Here is an 18,995-nt window from a genome sequence, read left to right as displayed (position 1 = left end):
GTCTTGGCATTGCCTGTGGGGCAGTCCGTCTTCCAGCTGTGTGACAGCCCAGTCACACACGCTTCGTCTGCTACGCAAGTTCGTTAGTACGGCGATCGTAGTTCATTCCCGCGTTCAGAAATTCGTGCGTGGTTGTAGTAGTTGTCGATGTGCTCAGCCACCAGATTTGCAGCGCTTCCGTGTTGGCCGCGAAGGAACGCGTCGAGAATCAGCTCGTGCTCCTTTTGAAGCCTGATCCGCACGTCTTCCCAATCGTCAGTCATCGACGCGCACAGCGTTGTGTAGCCTCGGATCGAATCATGGAGGGATGACATCAACGCGTCGACCACTACGTTGTCCGCGGCCTTGACGAGAGCCCGGTGAAATTTGGCATCCAGGTCGAGATACGCCTGTGGTTCAATTTCGAACGGCATCCTTTGGAGAATATTCGCCGCGTCTTCAAGGGCTGGAGAATCTGGTCTTGAATGGGTAGCGGACCAGGTCTCCAAAAGCTTCCGTGTTTCCACAATGCCGACAACCGGCAGGTGGGCTGTCGCGACGTGAAGGCGCAGCGCGGCCGTTAATGCTCCCAGCGGGATCAGCCGTCACCACGGTACCTGCGTCAGGACCGGATCCGACTCCCGCCCTGACTATGCCCATGGCTTCGAGAATCCGTATGGCTTCACGGACAGACGTTCTGGACACGTTCAGGATGTCCGCTAACGTCCGCTCAGGCAGTAGCCGGTCACCGATTCCTACCACGCCCGCTAAGAACTGGCGCTCTATCCATCTCAAGACCATGCTGTGGGCGCGGACGTCGTCGTTCATGTCCTGCTACCCCTCTCCCGATCGGTTCAAGAATGGTGTTCTGGATGTGCGCCCCACAAACGACACCGGTAAATTTCGCTTGCGGGAGCCCGGGATGCCTGCTTGGTGTTTGGTCTGGACTAGGGAACGGTGAAGGCCTCGACGGAAGCATCCCGTCGAGGCCCTCTGCGCTCAAAATGTCAAGGCATAACGTCTCCTGAGTTGGGACCCAGTGTCTGACCTACATAAAGATTTCCTCCCGGCGAACTCGCCAGCAATACAGCTGTCGGGGCAACTTCTTCCGGGCGACCGAAGCGGCCCAGCGGCAGTTCGGCGCGTTTGGCTGCGATCCAGTCTTCGCCCAAGTCATTCAGGAGCGGTGTCTCAATCGGACCCGGAGCGATGGCATTCACCAAGACTCCGGCGCCCGCGACTTCCAGGGCCAACGACTTGGTGAAGCCAATAACGCCAGCCTTTGCCGCGGCGTAGTGCGACACCGCGCTGCCGCCCTTGATGGCGAGTTGGGAAGCTATGTTGATGACACGTCCATGGCCCCTATCGAGCATTCCTGGTACCACGCTTTGACATACCAGGAAAACGCTCGTTAGATCGATGGCCAGCATCTGCTCCCACTGAGCAAACGGCATGTCTACCATAGGTGACTCGCTGACGATTCCCGCGGCATTGACGAGAATATCGATGCTGCCCAGCTTGTCCTCGGCCACCCGGACTGCCGAAGCAACCTCCTCACGAACCGCTACATCGGCGGTGACAAACCCTACTGCGCCAATAGACTCCGATGCTGCCTGTGCAGTTGCGGAATCACGATCGAGGATGACGACGTCCGCCCCTTCGTGGATGAACGCCGTAGCAATGGCCCGACCAATGCCGCTGGCACCGCCGGTCACCAAAGCTTTCTGCCCCTGCAAGGTCTGTATTCTGCTCACTCGCGCATCCCAACGATAAGGCCACCGTCCACGACGAGTTCCTGCCCCGTGACATACCGGGCGTCCTGTGAGTTAAGGAACCAAATAACGTCGGCAACTTCGTCAGCGGTACCGACCCGGCCAAGCGGAACGGTCGCTGCCGCCTGCCGCAGGCCTTCAGGCCCAAGGGAGTTCGTGGGGTCAGAGGATTGAGGGGTCTCAATGATCCCGGGGATGACTGAGTTCACCCGGATACCGCGGGGCGCAAGCTCCACCGCCAGACTCCTGCAAAGACCGATAAGACCGGACTTTGCAGCGGCGTAGTGCGCGTGTTCGCCCCAACCGTAAACACCTCCGGCAATGGAGGAGACAGCAACCATTGAAGCGCCCGAAGTGAGATACGGGGCGCAGGAACGGAACAGACGGAGCGCGCCCGTGAGATCTACGGAGAGCATCTCATCCCAGGCGTGATCAGTAAGTTCGGCAAGGGCTGCGCGGCGAAGAATTCCCGCATTCGCCACCACGTGGTCTATCCGCCCGAACTCGTCCAATGCGGTCTGCGCCAACGCATCGACCTGTCGACTGCTGCGCACGTCGACTTCCACAATGAGTCCCTCGCCCCCGGCTTCTTCGATGAGCGCTAGCGTCCCCTTCGGGTCATGAGGATCCCCCGGGAAAGTCCCGATGACGGTTCGGAAGCCCTCCTTGGCGTAGCGCTGGGCAACTGCACGACCGATACCGCTGGCAGCTCCGGTAATGACTACGACGGGACTGCCGCTGGCGACTTTGTCTTGCTCTGGCATGGATTATTTCCTCATAAATAATTGGTTCGTTGAAAAGGCTCAAGATCCCGCTTACCCGACCGTTGTATGTGTCGTGGTGTTGCGCGGCCGGGGCTGCTGGCCCCGGCCGCGCTGGGGGTTAGGGGGTGAGGACGACTTTGCCGTAGGCGGCGCGGTCATCGAGGAGTCGGTGGGCTTGTGCTGCCTGTTCGAGGGGGAGGGTGTTTCCGACGATGGGGTGCAGGCGTCCCTGGGCGACGAGGTCGAGGACTTTGCGGAGTTCGCCGTGGCTTGCGCGGCAGCAGCCCAGGATGGTGCGTTCGGTGCGGAACAGTTCGATGAGGTCGAGGTTGACGACTTCGCCGGCGTGGCCGCCGCAGACGGTGATGCGTCCCTGCTTGGCGACGGAGGCGAAGGTGTCCTCGAAGATCTTGCCGCCGACGTGTTCGAAGGCGACGTCCACGCCGCGGCCGTTGGTCAGTTCCATGACGCGTTCGGTGAGGTTTTCGGTGGTGTAGTTGATCACTTCATCGGCACCGTTCTCGCGGGCGCGTTCGAGTTTTTCCGCGGAGCCGGCGGTTGCGATGACGCGGGCGCCGGTCATTTTGGCGATCTGGACTCCTGCGGTGCCGACGCCGCTGCCGGCGGCGGAGATGAGGACCGTTTCGCCGGGCTGGAGTTTGGCGCGGGTGATCAGGCAGTGCCAGGCCGTGCCGTAGGTGAGCTGGACGGCTGCGGCTGTTTCCCATTCGGTGCCTTCGGGCAGGCGGACCAGGTCGCGGGTGTTGGCCAGTGCCAGCTGGGCGTAGCCGCCGGCGCGCTGTACGCCGTACATCTGCAGGCGGACGCAGTGGGTCTGCTCGCCCGCTTCGCAGGCCGGGCATTCGCGGCAGGCTACCTGGTACAGGGGAGTGACATGGTCCCCTACGCTCCAGCCTTCGGTGTCGGAGCCCAGGGAGACGATTTCGCCGGCGAATTCCATGCCCAGGATGTGGGGTGAGGGGTGGTCGAGGCGGGACAGTCCGGCGCGGATGTCCAGGTCGAAGTGGTTCACGCCAACGGCGCCTACGCGGATGACTGCCTGGCCGGGGCCTGCAACAGGGTCCGGCAGGTCCATCATCTGCAGTGTGTCCGGATCACCGAATTCAGTGAATGCCATTGCTTTCATAACAAGTTTTCCTTCCAGGTCCCCACGAGGTAGTGAGGGAGATTTGTTGGCTGTGTGGCCTTAGGCAAGGGGACCACTCCCTGAAAACTTGGTGCCTGCGTGGAGCCGGAACCGTTGCGGGTGAATCGGCGCGGGTGCGCTTCCTGATCGGGTGCATTTCGTGGATCCCGCATTTTTGGATCGATCAGTCCAAAAAGTTTTGCATAGTGGGCTTTCACACGTCAACACGTTTCGAAGAACCCCTCCCCGCGCCAACATTCGGCGACGGGTAAGCCCTTAACGTGTCAACACTTCTTCGGCGTGTTCGGGTATGGACAGTTGTTCCAAGGGTTTGCGGTAGAACCGGCCCTTAGTCGCGGCCATGATCGGGATGTAGATGAGAGGGCACACGGCCATTGTCACCACAGAAGCCAGATACAGAGGGTAGGCACCGAAAATGCCTGCGCCGCCGACGATGATTCCGATGGACATGGCGACCAGGCCCGCCGGGTTCCAGCTGCGGACCTTCCCCTCTTCGTATTCGATATTGGCACTCGGAGCAAGCCGCAAGAGTTTGCGGCATACGAGGTAGTCCGCTAGCAGGATTACGATCCAGGCGTTGGTCATGATGCCCGTGAGTGCAAGAAATGTCTCCGTGTACTGGAGGATGTTGATGGGGTAGAGGACAACGCCGACGGCGATTAGTCCAACCATCCACCACTGCCTGCCAATCTTTCGGCGACCCAGGGCGTCGGCAGCATTGGAAAAGGCGAGCGATCCGGAGTAGAGGTTGATCACGTTGATCCGCACCTGGGTTATTACCGTGAAGATCACGCCAAGAAGCCCCATGAAGAGAGCGAAATACAGGCCTGGGTCTATGGCTGCCAGCTCGGGATTGGCCCTTCCAGCGAAGGCTGGAAGCATCGTGAATGAGATGAAGGCTCCCGCCAGCATGACCACGGCGATCATGAGCAGTTCGACAAACATCAGCAGGGCAGTTCCGCGGTACCGGACGGACGTTTTTACGAACCGTCCGTAGTCGGTGGCCGTCAGGCCCTGAAAGACGATCTGTCCGTTCATGAGGCCAAGCGCCTGCAGTAGTGCAGTTTCACTGACAGGGCCTGCGTGCCACTCGCCCGGGCCGGTTAGGACATACCCATTGGCGAGCATGAACATGCCGATAACAAACAGGATCAGGAAGATTGGCATCCCGAAGCGCTGCAGGATGTTCATCGAGTGCATGCCCCGCCAGGAGAAGTAGAGCGCCACGAGGGCGATGCCGGCGAAGATGAGGGTTGCCTCCATTGAATCTACCGGGATGCCGGCGAACTCGGTGAGTGCGTGAGAGACGATGCTTCCCTCGAAAATGAAGTAAAAAATGTAATTGACGCCATAAACGATGGAAGCCACCGCGGATCCTTTGACACCGAACCCCAGGCCTCTGCTGAGCAGCGGCAGCGAAAGACCCTCTTTGCTGGCGATGCGCATGATGAGCCCGCCGATGAGGGCGGCGCCTACAACCATGTAAGCGACGGGAACCAGGACCATCGGCCATCCGACCAGGAACGCCAACTGGCCCCCGAAGGAGAACCAGAACATGGCCGTGACATTTCCACTCAGTATGAGAAGGATTGCCATGCGGGGCCAGCGCATATTTGCCGGAACCCTGCTTGTTGCATAGCTCTCGACCTGCTCATCCAAGCTTGCCTCAGGCCCTCGAAAGTACTTACGAAAATCCAAACCGCACCCCTCTGTCCCACCTCTCGGATATTGGATCCAAAAGTCACTCCTGCAGCTAGGGTACGTGAGGTAGGACACATGGGCAACCGGCTCCGGTTTTGTGGCAAAGGTTTTACAAGTCGGCAACGCCCCCTGGAACGCTTCCGCACCTGCTTGAGCACGTGGTGCACCATCACGACGTGGCGGCGGCTATATCCGGCGTTGCTCGTTCCGTAGAAGCTTTCCCACTGCAGTCATCAGTCAGCAGCAGGAGAGCTCGAGAGTCTTCCCGCACCGCACTCTTGTAGATGTGGCGCTTCTCACGTATATTCTCCTTGGATATTGGATCCAGAAACGCTGATTTGGGTTCAATAAGCACAAGGAAACACAGCTTTGAAGCTGCAAAGAGGATAGCCCCGCGAAAGTTTTCCCGGTGGCGCACTAAGAGGAACGAAGACCGCAGGCCCGGGGCCTGATGGGCGGGTGCTCAAGAAACCAACCTGATGCTTGGCATGCCCAGGGGATCATCACAATTCAAAGAGGGAGTCTGGGCGATGTCATTTGTGTCAATCGTCAACGTCGAAAAGCGGTTTGGCCCGACTGTGGCACTCGCTGGCGTGAGTATGGAGCTTGAACGCGGCGCGGTCCATGGGCTTTTGGGCGAAAACGGTGCTGGGAAGTCGACGCTGATGAAGGTCCTCTCTGGGTTTGTTCGGCCCGATGGGGGCAGCCTTTCGGTCGATGGAGTGGAGGTGCCGTCCGGCGATCCGGATGCTGCTCGTTCGGCTGGTCTCGCGATGGCGTTTCAGGAGTTGAGCTCGCCGCCGAACGTTACCGTCGGGCAGAAGCTGTGCCTCCCGCTTCTACCGCGGGCGTGGTCTGGCCTGGTCTCCGAACGTGCCACTGCAGCGCGTGCCGCGGCGCACCTGAAGGAGTGGGATCTGGAAGATATCGATCCACGCACACGGATTAGCGACTTGAGCTTGGCGCAACGTCAGCAAGTCGAGATCGTCAATGCTTTATCCTCATCCCCAAAGCTTTTGATCCTGGACGAGCCGACGGGCGCACTATCTGATCCGGAGTGGCTATTCCGCCAGATCCGACGCGTCACCGCGGACGGGACAGCGGTGATTTACATTACCCACAAGCTGGCCGAAATCAAGGAAATATGTGACCACGGCACTGTGCTGCGAAATGGCCGCGTTGTGGGGGCCTTTGACCGCGGCGATGTTCACCCTGATGAGTTGATCCGGTTAATGATCGGAAGGTCCTTGTCTCAAGCGTTTCCCGGCAAGGCGGATCCTCAGCAAACGCGCGAACCGGTGCTGGTGGTGGACAACCTCGCGGTAGCTCCTGCATTGAAAGACGCCACACTTGCCGTCCGTCGGGGGGAAATTGTTGGCGTATCGGCCCTTGAAGGCCAAGGTCAACGGGAATTGTTCTACTCGCTCGCCGGGCTTCTACCTGTAGCAGCTGGATCGGCCAATTGGCACGCGGCCTCAAACACCACGTCGCCCAAGGGGAACCGCGCGTCATTGGTCCCTGAGGAAAGAAAGTCAGAGGGACTCTTTATGGACATGTCTACAGCTTTCAACCTTAGCGTCGCAAGCGCTGGGTCCTTGGGAAAGTTCGGACTGATAAAACGTGCCAAAGAACGTGGTTACGCACGGGAGTCGGCGGACAAGGTCAACATTAAGAAGGAGTTACTGGACCTCCCTATTTCCGCGCTGTCCGGGGGCAACCAGCAAAAGGTTGTATTCGCTCGGGCGATCTTGGCAAATCCCGACTGTCTGCTTCTTTTTGATCCCACGCGCGGTGTCGATGCTGCGACCAAGGTGGAGATCTATCACATGGCTCGGGCCTTTGCAGAGCAGGGCAAGGCTGTGTTGGTCTATTCGACCGAGATCCCGGAGTTGACCGGTCTTTGCGACCGCGTCTACTCGATGTACGCCGGCCGCATCAACGATGAGCACGTCGGCCCCGACATTGACGAGGAAGCAATCATGGCTAGCGCACTCGGACACTCGACGGCGGTGGCGTGATGGGCGCTTATTCCTTCGCTCGCAGCCGCGTCCATTACGGGATCTGGATTTCCGGCATACTGTTCTTCACGCTCTATCTGATGCTCACGGTGGTTTCACCCGCATCCAGGACGTCATTCGCCATAACAGGGTTCCTCGTCATCATGACGCCGCTCGCCTTAGCTGCCGTCGGCGTGACCTTGGTAATGATCACCGGAGGATTCGATCTTTCGGTAGCCGGAGTCATCAGCGTAGCCAATGTCCTGGCAGCTACCCAGATGCAGAAGTCACCCGAGCACGTGTGGCTTATTGCTGCTGCAATTGTTCTTGGTGGGCTGGTAGTCGGTGCATTAAACGGCATGATGGTAGCGTTGGCCGGCCTACAGTCGCTCGGCGCTACGCTCGCATCATTCATCATATTGAGCGGCGTTGCAATCGTCTTGATGCCGGGCCCGGGAGGTTCCGTTCCGGCTGAATTCTCCTCATTCCTGACCACCGAAATTGGTTTCGTCCCGACAGCGCTCATTGTGGTCTTGGTGATCAGCCTGCTGTGGATTGCGTTTAGCAAATCACGCACCGGAATCGCGGCACTGTCCATTGGCGCAGACCGGTCCGCAACGGGGATGTCAGGCGTCCATGTGCCCACCGCCGAGATCATCTGCTATGCGTTGGCGGGTGGGGTATATGCGATGGCCGGTCTCTACCTCGCTGCTGTAACAGCGACAGGTGATCCCAACGCTGGGCGACCCTTTCTCCTTACAGCGTTTGCGGCCATGGCGTTGGGACTAGTGAGCTTCAGTGGTGGAGCTGGTAGCGCTATCGGTGCCATTTTCGGCGCAGGCACACTCATCATCATCCAAAGGCTGCTCTTCGCTCTAGGAATCTCTGATTTCTGGGTGGGTGCCATCCAGGGCGCCGTCATCCTGGCCGCCCTCTCAGCGCCTGCCGCTGCTCGGTATGTCATGGCAAGCCGGCGACAACGCCGTTCATCTGCACGCAATGACGATGCCAACCTCGCCACCAATCAGGAGTCGCTGCTGTGAAAACATCGGAACAAAGCGGTGTTTCTACCGCGCCTGCCAGTGCCGGAACTCATGCTGAGGTGTTCGTTGCGGCGTCCCTCCAGCGGCTGCGCGCGCTCCCGCCGGGCACCATTGCCGTCTGGTCTCTTGCCGTACTTGCCTTTCCAGCCTCGCGATTGGTTAGTGAGAGCTTCCCGTCCACCACACTGTTGCGCAATGTATTGATCCTCGCCCTTTTTCTCGTGCTGGTCGCATTTGGACAAGGTCTAATTATCCTCTCGGGAGGTGTGGATCTGTCCGTGCCCTCATCCGTGGCACTCGGGGCTTTCGCAACTGGCTACTTCACATCGCACGGGCTCCCGACGCTTGTGGCAGTGGCGGCAGCCATCGCGCTGGCAAGCTTGGTGGGTCTAATAAATGGGGTAACTATTTCCCGCAGTGGTTTCCCGCCGTTTATCGTCACTCTCTCGATCGGCTCGATCGTCGCCTCTGGGCTCCTTGGGTTTAGTGCCGGAAATCCGGGCCAGACTTCACCAGCGGAGCTATCGGCGCTGTTCGCCATCGATGCGACTATCCTCGGCGTTCCGATCGCAGCCTGGATCTTGGTGGCGACTCTCATCATCTGCTACACGGTTCAGAGCGGTTCGGCGCTCGGGCGACGGACATATGCGATTGGTAACTCGGCCCGAGCAGCGGAGATAGCCGGTATACCTGTCGCCCGCTCCCTTCAGCTGGTTTATTGCATCGCCGGAGCCGCCTTCGGCCTTGCCGGTGTGCTGCTGCTTGGCTACGGCTCAGGGGCGGACCTGAATATCGGTGCTCCGTGGTTGCTTCCCAGCATTGCTGCAGTGGTCGTCGGCGGGTCATCCATCAAAGGCGGGAGCGGAAGCTTTGTGGGAACGGTTGGAGGGGCGTTCCTGCTGACTATTCTCGGCATCTGCATCAGCGCCGCCGGCCTGAGCGAGGGATACAAGCAAGTTCTTTACGGTGGCGTCGTGCTCGTCGCCCTGTTGAGCGGATTGCGCCGGGTATCACGATGAGGGGACAACGGAGTACCGGATATTTCTGAAACTCAGGGGGCGCCGAAGCGGCGGACTGCCCAGCACCGGCTCATCGATTCCCATGGGGAGTTCCCCTCCATGCCAGCAACTACGTGCTGACTTATTCATCTACTAGTAAGGAATGACGAATCATGTTCCACAGAACAGGTGTCCGACGTGTAGTCGGACTAATGGCGGCTGTCGTCAGCGCGATCACGCTGGCCGGCTGCGCTTCGAGTGGTGAATCGGCTTCAGGCAAGCCGAAAATTTATGTGGCAATGGCCCACAGCGGAACGAACTGGCCGACAGAGGCTGCGAACATTGCCATGGCGATTGCAACGTCGCCAGAGGTTGCAGCCAAATACGAAGCCAGGAAGGTTATTTCCGGCTCAGACGTGCAGAAGCAAATCTCCGACTACCAGTCAATGATTGCAGAGGGTGCCAAACTGATCGTAAGTTTCCCCATTTCACCAACCGCACTTGATCCGGTGATCAAGCAGGGGTGCGACAGGGGAGTCGTGTTCGTTATGTTCGACTCTGCTGTTAACGCCCCCTGTGCTTGGAATGTTGAATATCTAACCGCCCCTCCTGCTGCACAACCTGACAAGCCGTTCTTCGGCGCACAAAGCGCCCAGGCGCTCGTTGACCTCCTCAAAGGCGAGGGGAAAATCTTCATGAACCGAGGCATTGCAGGTGTGTCCACTGACAACGTGAACAGCGACGCTGCGAAGGCGGTATTCGCCAAGTACCCCGGCATTGAGGTAGTTGCGGAGTATTACGGCAAATGGGATGCGTCGGTCGCCCAGCAGGAGACCTCGAAGGCACTTGCTGCTCACCCTGACGTTGACGGGGTCTGGTCCCAGGACGGCGACGCCGGTGTGGTGAAGGCATTGAAGGCTGCTGGAAAGACTATTCCGGTCACCGGTGAAAACTCAAACTATTTCCGGGCCGCCATCGGTGAGGGGTGGCCGGGAATCTCCGCCGGTTCCCCTCCAGCTCAGGCCGGTGTCGCAATGAAAATTGGACTGAAGATCCTCGCCGAGGGGCCGGAATCAGTAGACCGCAACATTGAAATGCCGATGCCCTGGGTCACCAATGAAACAGCCAAAGAGTGCGCCGGCAACGTAATCGAGGACGGATGTAACTACTTCAAGTCAGTCGACGATGCACTCATGACCGAGGTATTCGAACCGACACTTCTTCCGGAGATCACGCTGGATTCGGCTAAGTCCGGCAAACCGGTAGAAAAGCTCACACAGTTGCCCGACATGACGAAATACGTTCAGCCCCCTCAGCGGCGTATCTACTCCCGTGGGAAATGCGACGAAGGCTGGAAGCCTGGACCGGTGATGACCGGACAAACCCCGGTGGGCCTTCCGGGTTGCATCGAGGAATAGTCAGAACATGCCGCAACTGCTGGTGTCAGGTGTCAACATCAAAGCTGGGAGACGACCTGACACCAGCAGTTGCCTTTCGGTCCTCAATGCCTCAGGCCGCGAAACGGACGGACGAGGGGCTTTGGCAGTGCGATTACGGGTCCTAACCATCCAGCCAGCGGCGTGGGTCCGCATTTCCCATATTCAGCGCGCTCTCATCCAGCTGTCCCTTGCAGCAGGAAACCACCGATCGGCTCACTGGAGCGATGAGAACAGAAAATCCCAGGGAACCAAGCAAAGGAGCACAAATGAGTGAAGTGATCATTGTCGGGGTTGACGAAAGCAAGACAGCAAAAAAAGCAGCCGAGTGCGCCCGCGATCTTGCAGCAGCCCTGAACGCACCACTCCATGTGGTTTCGGCCTTCGACACTGACCGGACCGAAGTGGTCGGCAGCGGCAGCGAAAGGTTCACCGTGACCTCTTTTGATGCGGCCGAACACGTGGCACGTACTGTAGCGGAATCCCTCGGCAGTAACGTCCAAGTGACCTACTCTGCAGCCCGAGGCCGGGCTGCAGATGCCATCATCAAGGAAGCCCTGCGCCTGGACGCCCGCATCATCGTAGTCGGAAACCGTAGAATGCAGGGTATCGGGCGCGTCCTGGGCAGCGTGGCCAACAGCGTGGCGCACAGCGCGCCCTGCGACGTTTACATTGCAAACACATACGACGTTGACTAGCTGACTTTTGTGCCCGATTCTGGTGCCGCCAAAACCATGAGAAACGCCATGACTGCTGCTGAGTACGAACACTCCCACCTCTTTGACCCATCAAGCTTGGCCAAGTTCCACTTGATAACCGGGTGGCACTGGCGGCCGATGACACGAGTGAGCGCGACGTACACCGGTGAGGCTACCGACAAAATGGCCGCTACGACCGGTTTGCCCAGGGTGGGATTCGGGCTCCTCATTACCGAAGGTATCTACACCGACACCACCTTCAGCCAGGGCAACCTCTACCAGCCGGGGCTAGCGCTGCCGGAACCACTGCCTCTTGAAAGAAGGTAACCAACAGGGTCCATGCCAGCGGCGCCAAGATGTTCGCCCAGCTGATGCACGCCGGTCCGCAGTATGAAGGCAGTCGATATGAGTCAATTCTCATCGGCCCATCTGCCGTTCGCGCAAAGGGCGAACAACTCGAGATGTACCTGGGGAGTGGTCCGTACCGGATGCCTACGTAAATGACGTACGAGCAAATCACCGAGACCGTAAAAGGATTTGCGCAGGCAGCGCTGCGGGCTCGGGAAGCACGACGCAATCGCTGGCAGCCCTAGCCAAGAAGTTCGGGCAGGTGGCCATTATCGCCAACGGCAATCTTGATGACCCCTCAGACGCCACGGAACTGATCGGGACCGGAACGGCGGACGTCGTCGCCGTAGGCAAGCCGGCCCCGGCGAACCGGGCTGGCCGAAGAAGGTTTCGAGCGCGAGCGGCTGGAAGGCGACATCGACAAGTCGGTGTTCGGCCCCATCGCCAACGTCAAGGACTGGGAGCTCGAACTCTAAGCCTGCTGGCCTTAACGAAAACTTCACAGCAGTAAGAGCGCCCGTACCAGTTCCGAGCAGCCTGACAAGGTGGTTTCCCAGCCCTTCGGCCCACACGTACCGCTCGCTCACTGGGTGGGTCACGCCTATACCTTGTAAATAGGTACACCCAGCCTTACAATAATTTGGATATTGGATCCAAAATGACTGCGTCTCATGGCTATCGTATTGTGCGCGAGCGAAGGGTTCCGGTGCGATAAGCGGTCCTGCAGAAATTGTCGCTATGCCTTGTTAGTTGAGATCCAAACAATCGATTACCCCATCCCAGACCGGGCGGTTCGCTCGGGGCTAACCGTCCAAAACAACGGCCCATCGGAGTTTGAAGTGCCCCGTCCCATACGACGTTTCCTAACAACCCAGCATATAGCGGCCCGTCTCGTGCGCCTCTACCTAGGCCTGCTCGGATGCGGCCTGGCTATAGGCCTGAGCTTGCGTTCCGGTTTGGGCGTGTCACCCTGGGACGTTCTCGCCCAGGGGATCGCGCGTTCCTCTGGAACAAGCTTTGGCACTGCCACGATTCTCATAAGCATCGTGGTTTTACTGCTTTGGATTCCTTTGGGGCAGAAGCCAGGAGTGGGAACGATCTCGAATGCCTTGCTGGTTGGCTGCTTTGTCGACCTGTCGCTGGTTGTAGTTCCTGCGACGGATGCACAGTCTCTGTGGGGTCCCTTCGTGCAGGCAGTCCTTCTCCTTGCTGGAACGATATTGTTCCCCTTTGCATCCGCCCTTTACATCGGCGCGAATTTGAAGCCAGGTCCCCGTGATGGGCTTATGACCGGACTAGTGGCGCGCACAGGTCGGCGCATCTGGACGGTGCGAACGCTGCTAGAAGTTTCTGTAACCGCGTTAGGGTGGCTGCTGGGCGGCACACCAGGTATCGGCACCGTTATTTTTGCTGTGTCTGTAGGCCCCCTCATCCAGCTGGCACTACGGCTGTTCTCAGTCAATATCGGCCAACGCGAGGACAACATGAGCGAACACCTGCTTGTGGCACAAGTACCCCCGGCTAAGAGCTAATGAAATCGATTTGCCGCTGCCGTCCGGTACCGACCCAGGGCGTGAATGCGGCCTCTCCCCCCAGCCGCTTTCAACTGGCATGAACGGGTATTCAGGAGCCGGGAATAGCCCCTCGGCTTGCCGCATGACAGCAAGCAACCTTTCGGCAAGGAATGAGAAAGAGCAAATGATTCAAGCCCCCAGCACGATCCTTCGCGTAACGACGACGGATGCCTCCCGGATCGACGATCTTCTGAACTCGGCTGTCGGCAGAATCATCCCCGACGCCCTTGCGCAGAACCATGGCATCAGAGTGACCCGAATCGGGCCAGGAGAATACACTGTTGAAACCGCCGCGGATATTGCTTGCGGTTACACCGTCTATGAGGACTGTATGAACACCGTTTTAGTGAACGACCGAGGCTTGGGCTAGCCGCCCGCCGAGCTCGACGACCAGGCTCGGTAGTAAGTAACAGCAACCCAGGCCGGGGAAACACCGAATTCGTCATGGGATGGAAGTTTTAGCAGCTACTTCTACTCGCGTCCTTTAAGCGCCGATAACGTACCTTCTGTAAAGCTAGCGAGCCGCTTTGCCAGCATCGTGCATCCCTGAAGAGAGACCGTCATTCCAGTCGGGCGTGGCGCAGGTACTGGTATACGGTTTCCCTGCTGATCCCGTATTCGCGGGCAAGGGCGACTTTTGGTATCCCGGTGCCTGCGCGCTCGACCATCCCTGCGGCCCGTTCCGGCGAGAGTGTCTTTTTTCGTCCTTTGCAGGCTCCGCGCTGCTTGGCCAGGGCAATGCCTTCCCGCTGGCGCTCCCTGATTAGTGACCGTTCGAACTCCGCGAAAGCACCCATGACGGACAGCATCAGGTTGGCCATGGGGGAGTCCTCGCCCGTGAAGAGCAGGTTCTCTTTCACGAATTCGACGCCCACGCCTTTGCGGGTGAGGCTTTGGACGAGAGCTCGATGGTCATCAAGGTTCCGGGCGAGCCGGTCCATGCTGTGCACGACCACGGTGTCGCCATCGCGGGCGAAGCGCAGCAGTTCGGCGAGTTGGGTCTGGCGGTGTCCTTCCCGGAGGCTTTGTCCGTAAACACCCGGTCAAGAACCTGGCCTTCGAGCTGGCGTTTCTCGTTCTGGTCCAGCGTGCTCACCCGCACGTACCCGATTCGCTGACCAACCATTTAGCCTCCCACCCTCAACACGTCAGGTTGAGTTTCAGGGCACACTCAGTACGGCGTCAATAGGTCGGCGGGAATGTTGCCCTGAGGGCCATGTCAGCGGAACGAGTCCAGGGCCTCGCGGGCGACCAGAAGCAGGTCATCGCGGTTGCTGAGCTGCATTGAATCCTCGCCGTACAACTCGATCGCTACGTTGACGGCCGCCTCTGCGGTCTTGATGTCCAGCGCCCTGCAGAGCACGGCAATATCGGGAATATCCCGGTCCCTGCCGGCTGCGAGTTTCATGGCGAGCAGAAATCTCGGTGAGGCGACGCGCAGCATGAGGTTGTCGGCAATGGCAACCTCCGCTGCCTCAAAGTCCTCGCCGTCGGGTATGTAGGCGCGGGCGGCGTTGTTCAGCCACCGAGGATCCAGGCCGAGCTCGGCAGCCATGTCCGTGGCGAGCTCCTGCACCGTCTGCTCCGGCTTGTACACAGCGTCGATGTCGGTTGTGGAGCGTCGGGAGTCGAACTCCACAGCGATAGCAGCGCCGCCGACAAGATAGATATCAGCTGCGGCGCCCCTTGCTTGGAGCCGACGGGAGAGCTCGATCAGAAGCTCCCGTATGTCATCCGGTCCAAGGGCTGCCCGTCGGGCCGGTGTCATGCTGCGGCCAGGTTGGCTGGATCGAACGCGATGTTTGCCTCTGAGAATTCAACGGGGGTCCGTTCCGCCATGCGTAGCTTCCATGCAGGGGAAACGTGCTTGCGGGGGGTGGCGTACCATTTTGACTCCAGCGGCGGCGTGCTCGTCCATGCGGGCTCTTTCAGACTGTGCTGGTGGCACTTGTACGCGAAGGTCCTGGCCAGCAAGGTATCCCAGCGCTTGCGACCGGTGGACGGGGGCCGGGCACGAAGGAAGCGCCGGCGCCCGGAGGGATCCAGATCGTCAAAGTAACTGGCCGCCATGGAAAGCACCCGCATGGCGAAGTCCGGATCGCCGTTGCGCAGCTCCCGCTTGATCTCACGGGCTGCCGATTCGGCAGTCCAGTAGAGTTCCGGCTCTGCAGGGGTCTCCGTGATGCTGAGTCCAGCGCCAAGTTGTGCAAGGACCTTAAGGGCCGTGCTGATGGAGACATTTCTGCCCTGCTCAAGATCGATGATGGTGGACCGGCTGATTCCGATATTGCGGGCAAGCGTCTCCTGGGACAGTCCCGCATGGTGGCGGTGCCGTTTCACCTTCTCACCAAGCTCCCGAGCGTCCTGAATTGCCTTCACCTGTTACACCTCCTGTCACTTATATCCATCATAGTGTGCGAGTGGAAGCTTTAGGATGGGGCGGGAAGGCAGACCGAATCGGAACTGCAAGCGAGGTGCTGTCGCTGCTGTTCTATGAATGGATTCCTTGAATGGACCTTTCGGTAGCGTCTGCGCCGTCTTGAAGGGCCTGCGGCATGAGGTGCCCGTACACCTGCTCCGTTGTTTGGACTGATGCATGACCGAGCCGACGTGAAATCGCGAAGAGAGACATAACGCCGTCCTGGATAAGCCATGACGCATGAGTGTGTCGAAGGTCGTGAATACGCGGCGTCTTAGCCAATCCGCGGGCTTGGGCTGTGTGGATGGCCGGCACCCAGTGATGTTGCCAGAATGGTTTGTGAGAGATCCGCCCGCCGTCGGTCGTCGTGAACAGGAGATCGCTACCCGGCCGGCCTGCCACGATGGGAATCAGCAACTCCACCAGGGCCGGGTTAAGGCCGATGGTTCGTCTGCCCGCTGCGGTCTTGGTTGGCCCGACGTAATAACGGGAATGCCCGTCGCGCTTCCACGCCTTGTTCACCCGTGCAGTGGCCGGGCGGGAGCGCAGATCGATGTCGATGACCCTCATTGCGGTTGCTTCACCGAACCTCGTTCCAGTCATGACCAGGAACTGAATGAACGTCCTGTAGTGCTCATCAATGCCCTCAAGGAGGAGACTGAACTCTTCGTGGGTGAGGAACATGGCGTCGTCGTCTGCCCGCTCAATTGTTGGCAGAGTGACGCCGCGGCAGGGGTTGCGGGACACGTATCCGAGGAGCAAGGCGGTGTTCATCGCCGCCGAGAGCAACCCGTGCATATTGTGCATGCTTTTGGGCGCGGCACCTTTGGCGCTCAGGTGCTTGAGCCATTGCATGGTGTCGCGGTAACCGAACTCGTCGACCGGTATGGTGCCAATCGACTCCCGAATGTGCAGGTCGAGTATCCGCTGGTAGGTTCCGATCGCGCCGGGCGAGGGGCGGACGAGCAGGTCGATATGTTCCTGAACTACGTCCGCGACCGTGGGAACATCAGGGTTCCCCGGCCTGGCGTCCGGCAGGACATGCGCCAGGATCTGGCCGTTGTCGTTAAGGTGACGCGCGAGGCTGGTCGCTTCCTGCTCCGACCGCAGAGTCAACCGACGCTGCCGACGGGTCCCAGGGTCCCGCCAACGCACCGAAAACGCCGTAGTTCCATCCCAGCGCGGGCGGGGGACAATGCTGGCCACGACCACAGGCTACGCCCGATGTCACTCACAGTCAGCTAATAGCCCCGATATGATGGCCTATGCCCACGAAACGTCCCGGCCCTAGCGACGACCGTATCCCTTCAGGGCAAATTTCCGGCCGGGAGCAACGGGATGCTGCAGACTCAAGCAGCCGGTGTTCTAGAAGCCCGCGCCGTCAAGAGATTGAAGAGGGTCTCAATTTCGTTTTGGACCACGACGCTGAACTTCTGAACCGCTTGGCGGATGCTTGACCTGCTCCTGGCACGGCTACGCCCCTTGAATGAACGCCGAGAATAGCGGATCCGATCGAGATTCTCCATTATCGCCCAGCCGGGGAATCGCCAGCGCAAGGTCATCGGGCACGGCGAATCAGTGCCGTTGATGCTGGCCGTCAATTCAGCGTTACTGCTCCGGCCCTAAGGCCCTCATGCTCTTCTCACTCGTGACGGTATCTGCCGCAGTCGTGGCTGTCTGACGTCAGTGTCAGAATAAGGCGACAATTCATTTCACTGACAGTGGCTCATGATGTGCTCAGATCACACCCTGACAGCCACGGGGAAGGCACTAGGGGCGGGGAAGCTTGCGAATCATTGAAAATGTCCTATAAAACCCGACTTTGATGAGGACCACTCCGGGCAGGGGTAGCTAATTCACATGCCGTGACTGAATCAAGGCGCCGGAGTACGAGTTGAAGTTCAGCGCATCGACCAAGTCCTCCCTTGTCAGGGGGTTTATCCGTCAGGCTGGGGTGTGCCCTAACTGTGCGGATTCCATGTTTGGGGCCAGGTTCTTTGGATCTTCCGGGTTCAGCTGAGGACTACTGTCAAAGGCCCCGGCGACCCGGCGCCGCAGTGGATTCTCTTTCGAGAAGTTGGGGTCGGGCGGAAGAGTCGGAAATTTCCTCTTGCCCTGACAGTTGCTGCTGGAGCAAACCGAATGCTCTAACGCCCAGGTCTTTGAAGTCCGGCGACACGGTGCTGAGGGCGGGCCATGTGAACTCACTGAAGGGCTGGTTATCCCAGCCGATGATGGATACCTCGCTCGGGACCGCGACTCCCTTTTCCTTGAGTGCGCGGAGCGCGGCGAGAGCTAGCCCGTCGTTGGAGCAGAAGACAGCCGTTATTCCGGGGTCCGCTGCGATCCGAAGTCCTTGCTCATAGCCGGATCTTGGGGCGCGGGAGGCTTCAAGTACTGCGGGTGGTTCGATGCCGGCGTCAGTGAGCGCGTCATGCCATCCTTGGTAGCGCCCGGAGAACTGGGTCAGGGGGTAGAGGCCTAGGTGGTGGACAGTAGAGTGTCCTAGGTTGAGCAGGTGTTGGGTGGCCTCACGGCCGGCTGCGTACTCATCAATGAATGCGTAGGGGAAGCCTGGCTGGCCTGAGGAGAATCCGGATGCAGCGACGGTGGGTATGTTTTTGGGAAGTTGTTTGAGCACTTCTGCGCCTGATGGGTCAAAGTCCAGGACGATGATTCCTGCAAGCTGTTGTTGAAGGGCGATTTCGAGCGCGGCCTTCACATCCGAGTCCTCGGAGGATTTTACTGCCGATATCACCACGGAGTAGCCAGCTCCTTGGGCTACCTCCTCGATGCCAGCAAGGGTGTTGGCATACCCGAAGGTGGAGGTGGTTGCCGCGAAGATGGCTATCATCGATCGCTCGCCGCTCCTGAGGGCCCTCGCGAGTGAACTGGGTCGATAGTTCAGTTCTTCGACTGCGGCCAGAACTCTCTGCCGACGCTCCTCGCTGACCGGGATGTTTCCCGTCAAAACTCGCGAGACTGTTGGTACGGAGACACCCGCAAGGCGGGCGACGTCGGCGATCACCGGCTGTCGGGAATCTTTCGTAATTCTCATGTCAGTCCTCGTAGTTCCGATTCAAGCTTCAAGGGGAAGG

At 59.3% G+C, this 18,995-nt stretch carries 18 protein-coding genes and 1 pseudogene; 8 read left to right on the top strand and 11 right to left on the bottom strand.

What is annotated here, in order from left to right; genetic code table 11:
• Positions 1–83: 83 nt before the first annotated feature.
• The 6 genes from QFZ57_RS21110 to QFZ57_RS21085 all read right to left on the bottom strand — a co-directional run bounded on the left by QFZ57_RS21110 (position 84) and on the right by QFZ57_RS21085 (position 5,279).
• A complete protein-coding gene (locus tag QFZ57_RS21110) occupies positions 84–506 on the bottom strand; it encodes a FadR/GntR family transcriptional regulator (protein WP_306901865.1) in 423 nt (140 codons plus the stop codon).
• Positions 439–780 (bottom strand): FadR/GntR family transcriptional regulator, encoded by a 342-nt coding sequence (locus QFZ57_RS21105; RefSeq protein ID WP_306901913.1) that lies wholly within the window; start codon positions 778–780, stop codon positions 439–441. Before QFZ57_RS21105 ends, QFZ57_RS21110 begins: the two co-directional genes overlap by 68 nt.
• A 206-nt stretch (positions 781–986) precedes the next feature.
• The gene (locus tag QFZ57_RS21100) at positions 987–1,733 is read right to left on the bottom strand and encodes an SDR family NAD(P)-dependent oxidoreductase (protein ID WP_306901864.1); all 747 of its coding nucleotides are present in this window, start codon (positions 1,731–1,733) and stop codon (positions 987–989) included.
• Complete coding sequence (locus QFZ57_RS21095; protein ID WP_306901863.1) at positions 1,730–2,515, bottom strand: SDR family NAD(P)-dependent oxidoreductase; 786 nt, start codon at positions 2,513–2,515, stop codon at positions 1,730–1,732. Before QFZ57_RS21095 ends, QFZ57_RS21100 begins: the two co-directional genes overlap by 4 nt.
• Positions 2,516–2,633: 118 nt before the next feature.
• Positions 2,634–3,662, bottom strand: coding sequence for a zinc-binding dehydrogenase (locus QFZ57_RS21090; RefSeq protein WP_306901862.1), 1,029 nt, complete (start codon positions 3,660–3,662; stop codon positions 2,634–2,636).
• Positions 3,663–3,938: 276 nt separating this feature from the next.
• Positions 3,939–5,279, bottom strand: a complete 1,341-nt coding sequence (locus tag QFZ57_RS21085; protein WP_306901861.1) for a purine-cytosine permease family protein — start codon at positions 5,277–5,279, stop codon at positions 3,939–3,941.
• Between the two features lie 644 nt (positions 5,280–5,923).
• On the opposite strand from QFZ57_RS21085, the gene QFZ57_RS21080 reads away from it, so the two are divergent.
• The 8 genes from QFZ57_RS21080 to QFZ57_RS21045 all read left to right on the top strand — a co-directional run bounded on the left by QFZ57_RS21080 (position 5,924) and on the right by QFZ57_RS21045 (position 13,848).
• Positions 5,924–7,402 carry a sugar ABC transporter ATP-binding protein gene (locus QFZ57_RS21080; protein WP_306901860.1) on the top strand — a complete coding sequence of 493 codons (1,479 nt, stop codon included), beginning with the start codon at positions 5,924–5,926 and terminating at the stop codon, positions 7,400–7,402.
• Positions 7,402–8,424 (top strand): ABC transporter permease, encoded by a 1,023-nt coding sequence (locus tag QFZ57_RS21075; protein WP_306901859.1) that lies wholly within the window; start codon positions 7,402–7,404, stop codon positions 8,422–8,424. Before QFZ57_RS21080 ends, QFZ57_RS21075 begins: the two co-directional genes overlap by 1 nt.
• Positions 8,421–9,443, top strand: coding sequence for an ABC transporter permease (locus tag QFZ57_RS21070; protein WP_306901858.1), 1,023 nt, complete (start codon positions 8,421–8,423; stop codon positions 9,441–9,443). The genes QFZ57_RS21075 and QFZ57_RS21070 overlap by 4 nt, the downstream gene beginning before the upstream one ends.
• Before the next feature lie 191 nt (positions 9,444–9,634).
• The gene (locus QFZ57_RS21065) at positions 9,635–10,840 is read left to right on the top strand and encodes a sugar ABC transporter substrate-binding protein (protein WP_306901857.1); all 1,206 of its coding nucleotides are present in this window, start codon (positions 9,635–9,637) and stop codon (positions 10,838–10,840) included.
• A 287-nt stretch (positions 10,841–11,127) separates the two neighbouring features.
• A complete protein-coding gene (locus QFZ57_RS21060; RefSeq protein WP_306901856.1) occupies positions 11,128–11,556 on the top strand; it encodes a universal stress protein in 429 nt (142 codons plus the stop codon).
• Positions 11,557–11,604: 48 nt separating this feature from the next.
• A complete protein-coding gene (locus tag QFZ57_RS21055) occupies positions 11,605–11,883 on the top strand; it encodes a hypothetical protein (RefSeq protein WP_306901855.1) in 279 nt (92 codons plus the stop codon).
• 860 nt (positions 11,884–12,743) lie between these two features.
• Positions 12,744–13,436: a membrane protein YczE gene (gene yczE / locus QFZ57_RS21050; RefSeq protein WP_441296751.1), complete on the top strand. Its 693-nt coding sequence runs from the start codon at positions 12,744–12,746 to the stop codon at positions 13,434–13,436.
• 124 nt (positions 13,437–13,560) lie between these two features.
• A complete protein-coding gene (locus QFZ57_RS21045) occupies positions 13,561–13,848 on the top strand; it encodes a hypothetical protein (RefSeq protein ID WP_306901853.1) in 288 nt (95 codons plus the stop codon).
• Between the two features lie 190 nt (positions 13,849–14,038).
• On the opposite strand, the pseudogene QFZ57_RS21040 reads toward QFZ57_RS21045, so the two are convergent.
• The 5 genes and pseudogenes from QFZ57_RS21040 to QFZ57_RS21020 all read right to left on the bottom strand — a co-directional run bounded on the left by QFZ57_RS21040 (position 14,039) and on the right by QFZ57_RS21020 (position 18,955).
• Positions 14,039–14,604, bottom strand: a pseudogene (locus tag QFZ57_RS21040) (recombinase family protein).
• Positions 14,605–14,697: 93 nt separating this feature from the next.
• Complete coding sequence (locus QFZ57_RS21035; protein ID WP_306901852.1) at positions 14,698–15,246, bottom strand: DUF6036 family nucleotidyltransferase; 549 nt, start codon at positions 15,244–15,246, stop codon at positions 14,698–14,700.
• Positions 15,243–15,857 (bottom strand): helix-turn-helix transcriptional regulator, encoded by a 615-nt coding sequence (locus tag QFZ57_RS21030; RefSeq protein WP_306901851.1) that lies wholly within the window; start codon positions 15,855–15,857, stop codon positions 15,243–15,245. The genes QFZ57_RS21035 and QFZ57_RS21030 overlap by 4 nt, the downstream gene beginning before the upstream one ends.
• Positions 15,858–15,969: 112 nt before the next feature.
• Entirely contained in the window at positions 15,970–17,103 is a 1,134-nt protein-coding gene (locus tag QFZ57_RS21025; RefSeq protein ID WP_306901849.1) for a tyrosine-type recombinase/integrase, read from the bottom strand.
• Positions 17,104–17,926: 823 nt separating this feature from the next.
• Positions 17,927–18,955: a LacI family DNA-binding transcriptional regulator gene (locus tag QFZ57_RS21020; RefSeq protein ID WP_306901848.1), complete on the bottom strand. Its 1,029-nt coding sequence runs from the start codon at positions 18,953–18,955 to the stop codon at positions 17,927–17,929.
• Positions 18,956–18,995 lie beyond the last annotated feature (40 nt).

This window comes from Arthrobacter sp. B1I2 (assembly GCF_030816485.1).
Lineage (GTDB): Bacteria > Actinomycetota > Actinomycetes > Actinomycetales > Micrococcaceae > Arthrobacter.
The sequence above is the reverse complement of the archived record's forward strand: the minus strand, read 5'-3'. Positions and strand labels throughout refer to the sequence as shown.

Excerpts from the sequence above, each read along its gene's own strand:
- QFZ57_RS21105 (WP_306901913.1), bottom strand. The coding sequence starts at position 780 with ATGGTCTTGAGATGGATAGAGCGCCAGTTCTTAGCGGGCGTGGTAGGA.
- QFZ57_RS21095 (WP_306901863.1), bottom strand. The coding sequence starts at position 2,515 with ATGCCAGAGCAAGACAAAGTCGCCAGCGGCAGTCCCGTCGTAGTCATT.
- QFZ57_RS21090 (WP_306901862.1), bottom strand. The coding sequence starts at position 3,662 with ATGAAAGCAATGGCATTCACTGAATTCGGTGATCCGGACACACTGCAG.
- QFZ57_RS21085 (WP_306901861.1), bottom strand. The coding sequence starts at position 5,279 with ATGGCAATCCTTCTCATACTGAGTGGAAATGTCACGGCCATGTTCTGG.
- QFZ57_RS21075 (WP_306901859.1), top strand. The coding sequence starts at position 7,402 with ATGGGCGCTTATTCCTTCGCTCGCAGCCGCGTCCATTACGGGATCTGG.
- QFZ57_RS21065 (WP_306901857.1), top strand. The coding sequence starts at position 9,635 with ATGGCGGCTGTCGTCAGCGCGATCACGCTGGCCGGCTGCGCTTCGAGT.
- QFZ57_RS21060 (WP_306901856.1), top strand. The coding sequence starts at position 11,128 with ATGAGTGAAGTGATCATTGTCGGGGTTGACGAAAGCAAGACAGCAAAA.
- QFZ57_RS21055 (WP_306901855.1), top strand. The coding sequence starts at position 11,605 with ATGACTGCTGCTGAGTACGAACACTCCCACCTCTTTGACCCATCAAGC.
- QFZ57_RS21045 (WP_306901853.1), top strand. The coding sequence starts at position 13,561 with ATGACAGCAAGCAACCTTTCGGCAAGGAATGAGAAAGAGCAAATGATT.
- QFZ57_RS21035 (WP_306901852.1), bottom strand. The coding sequence starts at position 15,246 with ATGACACCGGCCCGACGGGCAGCCCTTGGACCGGATGACATACGGGAG.
- QFZ57_RS21020 (WP_306901848.1), bottom strand. The coding sequence starts at position 18,955 with ATGAGAATTACGAAAGATTCCCGACAGCCGGTGATCGCCGACGTCGCC.